16 protein-coding genes and 1 tRNA gene are annotated in these 14,349 nt (G+C 30.8%); 9 read left to right on the forward strand and 8 right to left on the reverse strand.

The window, feature by feature from the left end:
* Positions 1-65: 65 nt before the first annotated feature.
* Together GCL60_RS16190 and GCL60_RS16195 are read left to right on the forward strand one after the other, a co-directional pair.
* Positions 66-2,228: a S8 family serine peptidase gene (locus GCL60_RS16190; protein WP_153421722.1), complete on the forward strand. Its 2,163-nt coding sequence runs from the start codon at positions 66-68 to the stop codon at positions 2,226-2,228.
* 35 nt (positions 2,229-2,263) lie between these two features.
* Positions 2,264-2,527 (forward strand): GIY-YIG nuclease family protein, encoded by a 264-nt coding sequence (locus tag GCL60_RS16195; protein WP_153421723.1) that lies wholly within the window; start codon positions 2,264-2,266, stop codon positions 2,525-2,527.
* A 209-nt stretch (positions 2,528-2,736) separates the two neighbouring features.
* On the opposite strand, the gene GCL60_RS17380 is transcribed toward GCL60_RS16195, so the two are convergent.
* The 3 genes from GCL60_RS17380 to GCL60_RS16210 form a co-directional block, all read right to left on the reverse strand.
* Complete coding sequence (locus GCL60_RS17380; protein WP_202614056.1) at positions 2,737-3,063, reverse strand: hypothetical protein; 327 nt, start codon at positions 3,061-3,063, stop codon at positions 2,737-2,739.
* 182 nt (positions 3,064-3,245) lie between these two features.
* Positions 3,246-5,135 (reverse strand): DNA polymerase III subunit gamma/tau, encoded by a 1,890-nt coding sequence (dnaX, locus tag GCL60_RS16205; protein ID WP_153421724.1) that lies wholly within the window; start codon positions 5,133-5,135, stop codon positions 3,246-3,248.
* Between the two features lie 336 nt (positions 5,136-5,471).
* Positions 5,472-5,562: transfer RNA gene (locus GCL60_RS16210), tRNA-Ser, on the reverse strand.
* Between the two features lie 203 nt (positions 5,563-5,765).
* Here GCL60_RS16210 and rplU point away from each other — a divergent pair.
* From rplU to GCL60_RS16245, 7 genes are all read left to right on the forward strand, one after another.
* Positions 5,766-6,089: a 50S ribosomal protein L21 gene (rplU, locus tag GCL60_RS16215; protein WP_153421725.1), complete on the forward strand. Its 324-nt coding sequence runs from the start codon at positions 5,766-5,768 to the stop codon at positions 6,087-6,089.
* Between the two features lie 99 nt (positions 6,090-6,188).
* Entirely contained in the window at positions 6,189-6,455 is a 267-nt protein-coding gene (rpmA, locus tag GCL60_RS16220) for a 50S ribosomal protein L27 (RefSeq protein WP_153421726.1), read from the forward strand.
* A 221-nt stretch (positions 6,456-6,676) separates the two neighbouring features.
* A complete protein-coding gene (gene obgE, locus GCL60_RS16225; RefSeq protein ID WP_153421727.1) occupies positions 6,677-7,717 on the forward strand; it encodes a GTPase ObgE in 1,041 nt (346 codons plus the stop codon).
* A 4-nt stretch (positions 7,718-7,721) separates the two neighbouring features.
* Positions 7,722-8,204: a ribosome silencing factor gene (gene rsfS / locus GCL60_RS16230; RefSeq protein ID WP_153421728.1), complete on the forward strand. Its 483-nt coding sequence runs from the start codon at positions 7,722-7,724 to the stop codon at positions 8,202-8,204.
* 10 nt (positions 8,205-8,214) lie between these two features.
* Complete coding sequence (locus GCL60_RS16235) at positions 8,215-8,724, forward strand: 23S rRNA (pseudouridine(1915)-N(3))-methyltransferase RlmH (RefSeq protein ID WP_153421729.1); 510 nt, start codon at positions 8,215-8,217, stop codon at positions 8,722-8,724.
* Between the two features lie 18 nt (positions 8,725-8,742).
* Positions 8,743-9,471, forward strand: coding sequence for a hypothetical protein (locus GCL60_RS16240; RefSeq protein ID WP_153421730.1), 729 nt, complete (start codon positions 8,743-8,745; stop codon positions 9,469-9,471).
* Positions 9,472-9,857: 386 nt separating this feature from the next.
* On the forward strand, positions 9,858-10,265 hold the full coding sequence (locus tag GCL60_RS16245) for a septal ring lytic transglycosylase RlpA family protein (protein ID WP_153421731.1): 408 nt from the start codon (positions 9,858-9,860) through the stop codon (positions 10,263-10,265).
* A gap of 19 nt (positions 10,266-10,284) precedes the next feature.
* Here the strand turns inward: GCL60_RS16245 and lptB are convergent, their stop codons facing one another.
* Genes lptB through GCL60_RS16270 form a run of 5 tightly spaced genes read right to left on the reverse strand, consistent with a single transcriptional unit; the run spans position 10,285 to position 14,335 of the window.
* A complete protein-coding gene (gene lptB / locus GCL60_RS16250; protein ID WP_153421732.1) occupies positions 10,285-11,016 on the reverse strand; it encodes an LPS export ABC transporter ATP-binding protein in 732 nt (243 codons plus the stop codon).
* On the reverse strand, positions 11,013-11,747 hold the full coding sequence (locus GCL60_RS16255; RefSeq protein ID WP_153421733.1) for an LptA/OstA family protein: 735 nt from the start codon (positions 11,745-11,747) through the stop codon (positions 11,013-11,015). Before GCL60_RS16255 ends, lptB begins: the two co-directional genes overlap by 4 nt.
* Positions 11,744-12,391 (reverse strand): LPS export ABC transporter periplasmic protein LptC, encoded by a 648-nt coding sequence (lptC, locus tag GCL60_RS16260; protein WP_153421734.1) that lies wholly within the window; start codon positions 12,389-12,391, stop codon positions 11,744-11,746. The genes GCL60_RS16255 and lptC overlap by 4 nt, the downstream gene beginning before the upstream one ends.
* Complete coding sequence (locus GCL60_RS16265) at positions 12,388-12,963, reverse strand: aminodeoxychorismate/anthranilate synthase component II (RefSeq protein ID WP_153421735.1); 576 nt, start codon at positions 12,961-12,963, stop codon at positions 12,388-12,390. Before GCL60_RS16265 ends, lptC begins: the two co-directional genes overlap by 4 nt.
* Entirely contained in the window at positions 12,947-14,335 is a 1,389-nt protein-coding gene (locus GCL60_RS16270) for a chorismate-binding protein (RefSeq protein WP_153421736.1), read from the reverse strand. Before GCL60_RS16270 ends, GCL60_RS16265 begins: the two co-directional genes overlap by 17 nt.
* Positions 14,336-14,349 lie beyond the last annotated feature (14 nt).

Raw genomic sequence — 14,349 nt, forward strand, 5'->3', positions numbered from 1 at the left:
AATATAATTAATTTTAATACAAATATTAATTTAATTTGTATTAATTATTTAAATTGAGGGAAAAAATGAATAATATTTTAATTAATAAGATTAGAATAAGTCTTGATTTTGTAAAAAAAATAGGTTTGATAATTATTTTTATTCAAGAAGGTGCTGCACTATCTGTAAATAGTGCAGGGAATTATTACTACCCTGAATTTTACAGGCATATGAATTATCCTCCTCATTTTCAATTTGTAAATAATTATATTCCTGTTACGGTAATTGATTCAAAATTTGCTCCGCTGTCTGAATTAAATGTGATCCAAACTTATTATCATACTAACTATAATGCGGAGGATTTAAATTATTTATTTAGTTTGCATGGAACCGCTATGGCTTCTATTATTGGTTCAAAATATTTTAATAATGGGAATGTTTCTTTTTCAGGCTTATATCCAAATGTGAATCTTATAAATCGAATTGCATTCCCTAATTATAATAGTGGAGCATCTATTTATGAAGCTGCTAGTGAAGCTATTTTTACTGAGAAAGAGCCAATTATTAATATTTCTGCTGTAGATAAAGGTGTTAAAAATGCAACGGAATGGAATGAATTATTAATTAAGACAGGAAAAAACGATAAAGTATTAATTATTGCATCTGTGGGAAATGATGGTCGAGATATAAATCTCACTTTACCAGAAGATCAATATTGGCCTGCAGCCTATAAACCAAAAAGAAATAAAGATAAGCTTTATGATCCTGTTATTCGTGTTGCAGGGTTGTCTTATGAAAATAACGTACCAGCTATTTACAGAACACGAACAGGAGGCTCGAGGTATGGTGCAGGACGTGTTGATATTGGAGCTCCTGGCCATAATATTTCTTTTTTAACTGGAGATCGTGAAATTAAAGTAGGTAATGGAACATCTGAAGCTGCAGCGATTGTTTCTTCGATTATTGCTATAATGAGAAATTGTAAACCAAATGCAACAGCAAAAGAAATTAAAGATATTTTATTAGAGACGGCCGACCGTTATGATCATTTATCTACAGGAATAACAAATGGAAGAGTAATTAATGCACAAAGTGCAATAGACCGTGTCTGCCTAAAAGAAGATTATCAAACAGAAGCATCAATGACATATTCTTATGAAGCCACTGATCAAGTTCAACAAAATGTGATTTTGTATAAAAATGATTTACATTCTAATGAATTTTCCAATATTTTGGTAAGTTGGAAAATAACGATTTCAAATGCTGGCTATCATAATTATTCTTTGACTGATTTTTCAGGATTGAAAAATTATCAAGCAAAATTTGGAGTAGCTAAAGCGAATGATGAAATTTCCTATTATTTTACAGATTCTGGTCAAATTGTAACTACAGCTGGAAATAGAAATTCGTTACCTCTTTGTTTAACTGCTTCTGACCCAAATTCAGCTTCTTGGCAAAATATTGGATTTAGACCTTGTGATAATTCTTATCAAAATTATCAAAAATGGGATCTTGATTTTATTCCTGATCAAGTTAATTCCTATGATTCATTTGTTAACTTTAATATAAAATTGAAAGTATCTAATACTTGTTTACGTATGAAAAATAATAATTTTAATTGGGGAAGCTTATTTTTATCGCATTGCAATGAGTATGATCAAGAAAATTATTTATTAAAACTTAAATTTACTCCTTCAGAAAATGGGAGGGCAAAAATTCAAGAAGTTGATTTAAATTATCATAAGCTGAAAGTAGGTAGCCAATTTGTTGCTAGTGATGATAATAATTATGCAGGGCTTTTTAACTTCTCTGAATTTAAATTTAGATATGACGCAGTAACAATGAGGTTAATCGGTTATAATGCAAATGAAGTAAACCACAATAAGGCAATCTGTTTATACAAAAAAAATGGAGAATACTTTAAAATAGATCATATTGAAGATTTAAAAAATTCTTATTCCTATTTAGAATTAAAAGAATGCAATGAAAATGTTCTTCCAAATGAACAATTTTATTTAGTTACGAAATCACCACAAAATCAGAATGAGTTTAAAATATTTTCTCTTTTAGAAAAAAGCACCCCCGAATCTTTTTCAAATCTATTTAAAAGTTCTTATGAAAATGATTTGACAAATCCTGCGAATACGCTTTGTACGGGAAGCCATCAAAATTATCTTTGGGTAGGTGCTTGTGATAGATTCGTTATTCACAAATGGAATGAAGAAGTTTTTTTCCATTGGAGTTATTAGCAATTATCAACAGTTTTTTTTAAAAGGGAACTTTCTTGTCTTGGATACTTTATATCATTCAAACAAAATCAGGAAAGCTTTATACTGGAATTACGACAAATTTAGAGAGGCGCTTTAAAGAGCATTGTTCAAGTAAGAAGGGAGCTTCTTTTTTTAATTTTTCAGAACCCGATGTGATTTTGTATCAAGAGAGTCATATAAATCGATCAGAAGCTTCAAAGAGAGAGTATCACATCAAAAAAATGACCAAACAACAGAAATTAAATTTGATAATACAAAGCCAAATGAAAAGAAGTTAAAAATTTCTTTAACTATTATAATATGAAATACTAGGCAGCAAAATCAAGACAATAAGAAGTGCTTCCATAAATTTAAGCGTATCTTCTTATTGTTATAAGTGTTCATTTCATTGAGGAAAAAAGCGAACACATTCTAATGAAAAACATTTACTGGAGTTAAAGTGTTCCATTATAATAAAACGAGATAATTAAGACTGCTAATATGAAAATTATTCATCCTCGTCTTCATCGTCAAAGTCGTCATCATCATCGTCATCATAATCATCATCATCGTCGTCATAATCATCGTCATCGTATTCATCGTCTTCGTCTAACTCATCATCATATTCTTCATCTTCATCATAATCATCATAGTCGTCTTCATCATCATCAAAATCATCTTCGTCATCATCGTATTCATCTTCATCATCGAAGTCTTCGTCATCATCATCAAAGTCTTCATCTTCTTCTTCAGCTTCAGCTGCTTTACCCATATCAAGGGGGGGCATAGATTGTTTAAAAAATTGCTCATTACTGTTTTTAGCGAAAAGAACCATCAGAACCTCCAGAAATAGATCAAAAATTGTGTCACTTATATATACTTTATTTTAAAAAGCAACTGAGATGTAACCTAAGATTACATACTACAAAAAAATGTAATCAAATCTTTATTCACAGTGCAAGATCTAGATTCATTTTTATGCTGATTTTAAAAAATCTCCTTTCGCTTTCGTAATTTCTAGTCTACAGAAACAATTTGAATTTCTGTAGCGAGCTTTTTTAGTTTTTGAATGTGATCTTTTTCAAGTAGATCTTTTTCTTTTTGAAGAAATCCTTGATTTTTTTCTTTTGTATTGATTTCTGACAAAGAAATTGATTTGTTTAAAGGCCGAGAGATATTATCTGATTTTGAATGAATATCTTGGCCAGTATTATATTTTTGAAAGCTTTGTATAATACTTTTTTGTGTATTGGGAGTTATAGCTTCTGGTATTGGTTTTTTTAATGTATTTAAATGTGTAGAAACCTTTTTAATTTTTTCTTTATGCATGTTGTGAAGAGGCGGCTTTGGTGTGTAATGACCTTTAAATTCTGCATTTTGACATTGTATTTCTGTAATGCTTTCCCAAAAATATTGCAGATCAATATCATTAAAAGATAAATAAGTTTCATTTTCAGGAACATCTGAAAAATGAACACAGTTTTTATTGAAAGATTCTATTTTTGCAAATCCAAGGCGAGCGCCAAGTGTTTTACTTTTTTGTTCTGCAATTGAAACAAATTTTTTAAAAATTTCAATATCTAATTGTTCATTATGCACTGTAGGAATTTTTGGTGTAGTTAAGTTTGTTTGATTATTATGTTTCGTAGTACTTATGATTTGCTCAGGTTCAGGAATTTTTTTTATACTTTGTGTATTTATTTGAGCTGTTGTATTTGTTTTATTAGAGATAATAGAAATAATTTCAGAGGCGGAAAGCCATTCTGCTCTCGAAATACAATCAATAATAGTAATTTCAGCCCATGCTAAACTTGCATTTGTTCTTGAAATCTCTTTAACAGAAATGGCAAGTAATCTAAAAATCTCACTTATTGCTGCATGAGAAAGCGATGTGATTGCATTACTTAAGGAATCATATTCTTTAGGAAGAAGTTGTGTTAACTTAATTGCACGTTCTTTATTATTCAAACTTTTGATAATCATGCCATTTCTGAAAAACTGCGCCACATTATCAATTAAGGTTGCTATGTCTAAACTGGCTGAATCGGCTTGTTTTAAAAGCTCTAGAGCTTCGCCTGTCTCTTTTTTGCAGATAGATAAAAAGATATTTTCAGCTATTTCTTCGCCCTGTACACAAAGGCCTTTTTTTGTTTGTTCTGCAGAAATAAAACTATGATTACAGCTTGCTATAATTTGTTCTAAAAGGCTAAGTGCATCACGGATAGAGCCTTTTGCTTCTCTGGCAATTAAAGTAATGGCTTCGTTTTCAAACTCTATTTTTTCTTTTTGTAAAATATCTTTTAAATGTTGTTCTATTGTATGTGGCTCAATTTTTTTAAATGCAAAAATCATGCAGCGAGAACGGACTGTGATTGGTACTTTATGAAGCTCAGTGGTTGCTAAAATAAAAACAACTTGAGGAGGTGGCTCTTCTAATGTCTTTAAAAGAGCATTAAATGCTCCTGTACTAAGCATATGAACTTCGTCAATGATAAATATTTTATAGCGAGCTGAGTTGGGGAAAAAACGGGTAGCTTCTCGTAATTCTCGAATGCTATCCACTCCTGTGTTAGATGCGCCATCAATCTCTAAAATATCGTCATGGGCGCATGCTGTAATTTGAGTACAGTGTACACAGGTCTGGCATGGCGAAATGGTCGGCCCTTTTTCACAACAAAGTGATTTAGCTAAAATACGAGCACTTGACGTTTTTCCTGTTCCTCTTGTTCCTGTAAATAAAAAAGCATGAGGGATTTTATGATGAGTCAACATTTTTTCTATTGAATTGGAAACTACTTCTTGACCAATTAAGCTGGAAAAACTTTGTGGTCGTGTTCGTCTTGCTAATACAACATATTCCGTCTCTTGTTTTTGTTGATTAGATTTTAAATTGTTGTCTGTAGACATACTTTGGGTACCAAATAAAAATTGGGAATAAGATACGCTCTTAGAGTGTTTAGAAATACCAAACTATCATTCTCAGATTTATGAGAAAAGGATAAGCCCTAATTGTGGATCAGTATGTGAGCTTGAAATGTAAAAATCAAGAAAGTGAGACAACAGTAAAAGCGATTTCATAAAAAAAGATAAAAAAAAAAACAACTATTAGGGGTGGCTGCTAGCTTGTCTTACCTACCCTGCTAAACACCGTTGCTGTCTTCCAACTCTGGCGGATTCATTAAAAGGGCACTAAGGGCAAACAACCACCTCTGATAGTTGCTTTTAACACATACTATAAGATAGTGGCGGAGAGAGAGGGATTCGAACCCTCGTTACGGTTTTAGCGTAAACACGATTTCCAATCGTGCTCCTTCAGCCACTCGGACATCTCTCCACTTGGAAGTAATTCCGTACCTGACACTCAAGGAAAATGCAAGTGTCTTTGCTCAAAAAAATAAAGTTCTTGACCTTATTACGAAATTGCACTATGAGCTAGCTTCCGACTCTTGTTGAGCCGTGTTTATGGCGTGGTAGCGCTTACCTAAGAACGATGTGTTTCAATAATTGAAACACTAAAAGCGTATAAGGAAATCTGTTGTGAGTAATAAAAACTATGCAGTAGTTAAGATTTTTGGCCGTCAATACAAAGTATCCGAAGGCGAAAAAATCAAAGCAAATTTCATTAATGCTGAAGTAGGCACAACAATGCCTTTTTCTGAAGTCTTAATGATTAATAAAGGTGGTCAACTTAAAATTGGTGAACCACAAATCAATGGCGCAAAAGTAACAGCAACAGTTGTTTCTCATGGCCGTGAAGATAAAATCCTTGTCTTCAAATACCTTCGTAAAAATAAGTCAAAGAAAATGCATGGCCATCGCCAAGATTTTACAACTTTGTCTATTACAAGTATTGAAGGTTAATTTTTCTTTAGTTTAAATAACTAAATGAAATTATTGGATACTTTTTCTTCTAACAAATATCTTCCAAGTTCATGGAAGTTAAATTAAGGGATTCGTACAATGGCAAGTAAAAAAGCCGGTGGTTCAACCAAAAACGGACGCGATAGCAATCCTAAATACCGTGGTGTTAAGGCTTACGGTGGGGAATCTGTAAGAGCTGGTAATATTATAGTTCGCCAAGTGGGAACTAAAATTCATCCTGGTTCCAACGTAGGTATGGGAAAAGACTTTACTTTGTTTGCAAAGATTGATGGCGAAGTTAAATTCGAGCATATTTCTCGCGAACGTCAATGCGTAAGCGTTTATCCTGTAGACGCAAAGGCATAAAGGTAGCTGATACCTAAAATTATTTTCTAATCCTTTTTGCTAAAAGCCAAGGTGCGTTTATAGTTTCTATGCGCATCTTGGTTTTTGTTTTATGTCCTTTATTGATAAAAACAAGTTATTATAATCCTTAGCTTTTTTTTATAAATGAGGGTAATAAGCGAATGGCTTTTCTATATTCTCAATTTTCTACTCGTTATTCTAATTCCCATGGTGGCTAACTTATGAAATTTATTGATACTGCTGAAATTAAAGTAAAAGCGGGAGATGGGGGCTTAGGCATGTCTCATTTCAGGCGCGAAAAATATGTTCCTGCAGGAGGGCCTGATGGAGGCAATGGCGGGAATGGTGGTGATGTGTATCTTGAGGCAACAAATGGATTATCCACATTACTCGATTTTCGTTACCAACGCTTCTACGAAGCAGAAGCTGGCGGTAAGGGCGGAACAAATAATAAACAAGGGAAATCAGGCGATCATCTTACTTTAAAAGTTCCGTGCGGTACTGTCGCATTTGATATTGAAAGCGGTGAAATAATTGGTGAAGTTTTATATGAAGGACATCGTTTATTAGTTGCTAAAGGTGGTAAAGGTGGAATTGGAAATACTTTATTTGTAAATTCAAGAAATCAAGCTCCCACAAAAACAATACCTCCAGTAATTGGTGAGAGCAGAGGAATTCGGCTTGAACTAAAAATGATTGCAGATGTTGGCATAATTGGAAGCCCAAATGCTGGAAAAAGTACTTTAATTACTGTTATCTCAGCAGCAAGACCCAAAGTAGCAGACTACCCATTTACGACCTTAGTACCCACTTTGGGAGTTGTAAGTCATAAAGAAGCAAATCCGTTTGTTGTTGCCGATGTTCCTGGATTAATACCTGGGGCAAGTCAAGGAAAAGGATTAGGACACGATTTTTTACGTCATATTGAAAGAACTTGTGTACTTATTCATCTAATTGATGGTAGCCAAGAGACAGCAGAGTCTATGATTTCTGACTATGACGGGATACTAGAAGAGCTTTCCCTTTATGATAAGGCTATATTGGAGCGTCCGAGGGTAACAGTTATCTCTAAGGTCGACTCTCTTGCTGGAGAAGAAATTGAGACAGTTACTAACCAAGATGCACTAGATGGATTTCGTAATTATTTGAAACTTAAGAAAACTCCTTATTTCGAAATAAGTTCTGCATTTCGCATAGGGATTACTGATCTTCTTGATAAAATAATTGAAATTTTAAGTAGCGTAAAAAAAACGGAGATATAAATCAGTGAACGGAAATGATATAAAAACAACTACTAGAATTGGTGACAAAGAGCTTTCTCATGAAGATTTAGCTATGATTGCCATTGCAGTAGCCACAGAAAAAAAGGCAGTTCGTCCCATAGTGATGGATTTAAAAAATATTGGTGCCTTTACTGAACTTTTTGCAATTGTCAGTGCTTCGAATCCAAGACAAGTATACGCCGTTGCGGAAAGTATTCGCCAATTTTTTAAGCATAGCTTAGGTATTTCACCGGTATCTGTTGATGGCCTTGAGTCTTGTACTTGGGTTTTAATAGATTATGGATTTTTATTTATTCATATTTTTCAAGAACCTACTCGCGAACTTTATCAGCTCGAACAGTTATGGAGCAAAGCTCATATAATTCCTTTAGCAGAAGATAAATGCCAAGCTTTATATAATGAAGTTGTAGAAATTAATACTTCTTTGAAGTCAAGTGAAGCTGAGTCTCTTGCAAATCAAATTTAGTGATTTTTGAATGCGTTATGTTTTTATAACTCCTTGGAAAATTCCACAGCAGTCTTATTTATACGACTTTGTAAATGAGTTTCAAAGTCGTATCTCTAAATTTACTTCTATTACTCATATCTATCCATCTTCTCAAATAAATCAAAATGAATTATATGCCTTTTATGCAAAAGAATTCAAAAAATTATCTGTAGAAAATCCTCTTTGTATTGCATTAGATGAAAATGGCAAAAATAACTCAAGCGCAGATTTTGCTAAAAATCTAGATCAATATGAATCAAGGGGAGAAAAAATGATTATTTTTTGTTTAGGCGGTGCTTATGGTTTACCGTCAGAATTAAAATCTTTGGGACGTATAGAATTAATTTCTTTATCGCAAATGACTTTTCCTCATGAATTGGCCTTTGCTGTTTTGCTTGAGCAAGTGTATAGAGCACGTTGTATATTAAGTAAACATCCTTATCATCATGGTGAAATTTCATCATTAGCAAAATCACACATTATAAAAAATAAATCATAAACTAATTTTTTAAATAAAATGAAAAAAAAATTAAGATGTTATTTCTGTTTAAATGATAAAAATTTATATTCTAATATTTTGTGTAATTCTTGTTTTAAAAATTTAGAAAAATTAAAATGGATCTATTGTTCCCGCTGTGGAAACGAAAATTGTTTTGGATGTGATCAATTAAATGAATTTAATAATATAAATTGTATTTTTTCTTATTCTTCAGGTCTGCCAGAAATTTTAGTTTTAGCAAAAGATAAAAATGATTATAACGCAAAGTTACTTTTTTATGATTTGTTTTTTAAAATAATAAAAAATAATATTTTAAAAATTTTGTTAGAGAATGAATATGATTATATTGTATTTCCTACATTAAGAAAAGAGCGTATTCTGGAATCAAATTGGCATCCTACAGAATTTTTTGAAAGCATTTTTAAATCGATTCAATCTGAAAATGGAGCTCTAAAATATAAAATAATAAGACCAATATTATTAAATAAGTCTTTAAAGCAAGCTCTTATCCCTTCCAAAAAAAGATCTGCATTTTTAAATGATTTAAAAAATCAAAAAATTTTTTTTGACAAAAATAAAATAGAAAATTTGGATAAAATTAATAATTCAAAAATTTTGTTATTAGATGATGTATTAACAACTGGTAAAACATCATCTAATAATAAAAAAATGATAGCAGAATATTTTCACAGTGATAAATGGGATCTATTGACCATATTTAGGTCTATTCAAAAATCAAAGGCTTAAAATTGAACTTTTAAATAGCAAAAATTAGGGGGCTTGGACTCCAGAAATCATTTAAATGTTATTTAAACATTTAAATTCATGGTTTTTAATCCTTTACTGTCTAAATTTTAGGCATATTTTGCCTACAAGGTAGAAGTATATTAGCTTAAAAAAAGAGCAATTATGCTCTGTAATCATTAATTAATAAATTACTTTATTAGGTGTATCAATGGAAAATATGGATTATTTTTTATATTGTTAACACAACATTTTTTTGGCAGGACTCTTTTTTTTCTTTCATGCTGAAATTTGATTTGATAGGTTAGAATGAATGGAGCTTAAGTCTCTAATTAATTAGTTCATATTTATTTTAGCTCTTTTTTTTATTATAAATACAGGTATATTTGATGAGAATTTTAAAAATTTCGGTAAAGATTGTATTACTTTTCTTTGTTTTTGTTGGTTGTACCACTACAAAAAAGGATAAGAGTACGAATTCTAAAATTTTTAGTAATTACTCATTTTACCAAAGAGGATTAGCGTCATTTTACGATTACAAATGGGCAGGAAGAAAAACAGCAAGTGGTGATAAATTTGATCCAAATAAGTTAACAGCAGCAAGTAAAACACTTCCTTTTAAATCTATTGTTATGGTTAAAGATGTAAGAACTGGAAAATCTGTATTTGTAGAAATAAATGATCGAGGACCCTATGTTGAAGATAGAGTTATAGATCTCAGCGCTGCTGCAGCTAAAAAATTAGGAATTACGAAAAAAGGAATTGCGAAAGTAGATATTTATATTGTAAGTAACTGAAATATAATTATTTATTATTTTAAAAAGTAAAGTTTTCGCCTAAGTAAACTTGTTTTACTTTTTCATTTGTTGCGACGTCATCTGGTAAACCTTCTGCAAGTATTTTACCTCCAGCTAATATATACGCTCGGCTGCATAAAGATAAAGTTTCTCTTACATTGTGGTCTGTGATTAAAACCCCTAAATTTTCTTCAGCAACAAGTTTTTTAATAAGCTCTTGAATTTCAGCAACAGTAACTGGGTCAATACCAGCAAAAGGCTCATCTAATAATAAAAATCGAGGAGAAATAACAAGAGTTCTTGCAATTTCAAGACGTCTTCGTTCGCCACCTGAAAGACTTATTCCTAAACTTTTTCTGATATGTCCTATACCAAATTGATCAATTAATTTTTCAAGTAATTGAGAACGCTTGTTTCTCGGAATTCCCCAAACTTCCATAATAGCTCTTAAATTGTCTTCAACAGAAAGTTTTCTAAATACACTTGAATTTTGAGGTAGATAACCAATGCCCATTCGGGCTCTTTTATGAATAGGGAGTTCTGTAATATTATTTCCATCTATAGTTACTTCCCCTGAGCTTGGTTTTAATAAGCCCACAGTCATATAAAAGCTTGTTGTTTTTCCAGCCCCATTTGGCCCAAGCAATCCTACAACTTCACCACTATTAACAAAAAAAGAAACATTATCCACAACCGTACGTGTGCCAAATTTACGAATTAAATTTGAGGAAGTGAGTTGGTTTTCATTCATTTTTGGACCTTATCTTTTGATGTTTTTGATACCGAATTGCTTTTACCCATATTTGAAGTAGAGCGAGGATCAATTGTTCCATGAGGTTCTTTTAAACTGATATCACCTGTTTCAAGATTTATTTCTATATATTCGGCATTAATAAATTCTTGCTCTTTCCAGACCTTTGCTTTTCCTTTTAGTATCATAATTCTTTTAGGCACTAAAAATTCAATTTCATCTGCATTTGCTTTTATTTCAGGAGCATTAGGAGAACTCTTTTTTAAAATATGAACATTACCAGTAGCAATTGCTTTTTGAATAGATCGGGAGCCAGAAGTGAAATTTTTTCCAGGGTTACCAATCAATTTTGCTTTGTCGGATGTTAACTTAGTATCATCCTGTATAAGAACCACATTTCCTACAAGGTTTAATATTCCTGTTTTTAGAGAACCATCTGCTGTGTTTCCGTCAAAGTAAACAGGGGCATTGCTGTTATGTTTAGCAAATTCATTGCTAGAGGAATTTTCTTGAGTTCCAGAGCTTTTTTTTGTTGAATTTTCTTTTGTTTTTTTATCTATATCATTTTTATTTCTTACTGTGTTACTTGAATCTGTTTGTTCGGTGGGTTTAGATGATTGAGAGTTAAAATTATTTGGTAAAGATTCTTCAAAGTCAGCATATGAGTTTTGAAGAAAGCTTAAGCAAACAGAGAGTGATATTATAATTTTACAAGAAGAATACAATTTCATTTTAGTACCTTACTATCTTTTTTTGTTTCTGGAATTTTATTTAAATTAATATCTCCATCTACTTTTGAAAAAATTTTAAATTCTTCATTTTTTATTGAATATTTAAATCCATTTCCTTTTATGTTTCCTTGAGTACCATTGGAAATAAAATAATTAGGAGATTGAATGGTTTCTTTTTCCATATCAATAAACACATAATTTGCTTTTCCTTTATTTCCATCAAAATCAATTAAAACATCATTCGGTAAAGTCGCATTTTTAATTCTGCTATTTGCGCCTAAGGCCATGGACTGTTGAAAAGATTGATTTGAGTCTGATTCCATAATTCCAAAAGCTTTTTGAGTTTTTATCACTATATTATTCTTTTGTTTTTCATTATAGGATTCGTAAATCAGATTTCCTTCAGCTTCAAAGTGATTATCTGTATAATAAATAATTTTATCTCCGGAAAATGTATATTTTAATTTTCCATTATCATAAAATTTAGTGCTAAAATTTTTTGCTATACTTGTTGGTAAAATGCTATCTTCAAAATCGAGTTGTGAATTTAATTCATTTGATGATACCTCAAGATATTTTTTTTGGTACCATAATGAAAAAGCGATTAATAATATAAAAATAATTGCATATAAACGGCCGATCATGAAATGAGCCTTAAAAAAGAATTTAAAATGGTATTTCCTCCTGGACTAGCAAAACTTTCAGGATGAAATTGGACACCTATCCTAGGAAAAACTTTATGCTCTGTTGCTAATACAAAGCCTTCTTCAAAGGCTAGTGCTAACATATTTTCTTTGAAAATGGGATCATCTATTTTACATCCTAAAGAATTATAAAGCACAAAAGTACCATTTAGATCGTTTTCTAAAAAAAATTTAGAGGGGCATGAATTTGAAAGCGTTATTTGACGGCCATGTATTGGCTTTTTGCTTATTTGGGTTATCTTTCCACCCTCAGAGTACAAAAGTAGCTGATGTCCTAAACAAACCCCCAAAAAGGGCATTTTTTCAGGGATTTTTTTATAAAATTTGAGGGATTCTGTATATTCTGAAGGGTGCCCTGGTCCAGGTGAATAAATAACCCCTTTAATATTATCGAATGAATTTATTTTCTCTAGCTCATTATAGGATATAATACTTAAATTTAATCCTTTTGATAAAAACCAACTTATTAAATTATTGCTAAATGAGTCATAGTGGTCAATAAAAAGAATCATGGAATCTGCTTTCAAACACGGGTAAAATGGAATTTAATTTTAATTCGCACTCTTCAAATTCGGAGTCTATATCTGATAATGAGGTAATTCCAGCTCCGACGCCATAATAAACACCTCTTTCACTCATATAAATGCTTCTAATGAGAATTGTTGTATCAAAGTCTCCATTTATTTCCATTATTCCGGATATTCCTGTGTAATAACCTCTTTTATTTATCTCTAGATTTGAAATAATTTCACATACTCTTTTTTTGGGAGTTCCAGTTATTGAGCCCGCTGGAAGCATTAATTTTAAACAAGTACTAAGGTTCGTTCCATTTTGAATATTTCCAATGATAAAACTTTGCATTTGAATAAAAGATCCTGATATTCTTGCAAAAAATGGCTTATAAACGGTCACGCTTTCTGGTGTACACACTTGGTATAAATCATTGCGCATGAGATCAATAACCAAGGTATGTTCATAGATTTCTTTTTTAATAGACCAAATTTGAGAAGCGTCTTGCTGGGTAGGCCGAGCCTGATCTGATTTTAAAGTTCCTTTAATAGGTTCAGTCAAAATAAGATTATTTTTTAATAAAATAAATCTTTCTGGGGAAAAAGAAGCTAATGCTTTTTTGCTATCTTTATAAAATATACCAAAGCGAGAATAAATAGAAAGCCAAGCTTCATAAAAATCATTTGCTGATATAAAATTATAATTTTTTGCAAAAGTATTTGTTGAAGTTATATTTGCTAAGTAGCAATCACCTTGATTCATGTGATTTTGAGCTAGTGAAATTATGTTTTTTAAATTTTCATTTAGAACTAATTTTTTATCTGATTTTTTAATTTTTTTATTTTTTAATTTATTTGGAATTGAAAATATAAAATTACATTCATTTTTTGTTTTTTCAAATATAGATAAATTTTCATTATAATTTTCAAATTTTATATTTAAATTAGTTTCAGATATATTTATTTGTATTTCAAAATTTGGTTTTATAATAAAAGATTCTTCTATATCGTAAGAATCTGAATATGGTGTCATAAAAAAAATAGGACAATTGTATTTATTTTTTAATTCATTACAAAACTCTTTATGGTCATTTTTTGAAAAAAGTTCTTGAGTATTACAAAAAAATCTTAACAAAATATAATTTTCTGAAGAAGAGATCATATTTTCAAGATTTTTTGGAACTGAGTTAGTAGCAACAAATTTACTATTTATATTGTAATCGTAACCTTCACAATTGTAAATTTGAAAATGTAGCAATATCTTGTCTTGAAATAAATAGTTTAGTTTATTTATTAATAAACTTATATTTTCAGAGTGTTTTTCTAAATTTTGTCTTAATGAATTTGATATAGAATTATTATTCTGAATCGTCATAAACTCATTACCCT

The organism is Silvanigrella paludirubra (assembly GCF_009208775.1).
Classification (GTDB): domain Bacteria; phylum Bdellovibrionota_B; class Oligoflexia; order Silvanigrellales; family Silvanigrellaceae; genus Silvanigrella; species Silvanigrella paludirubra.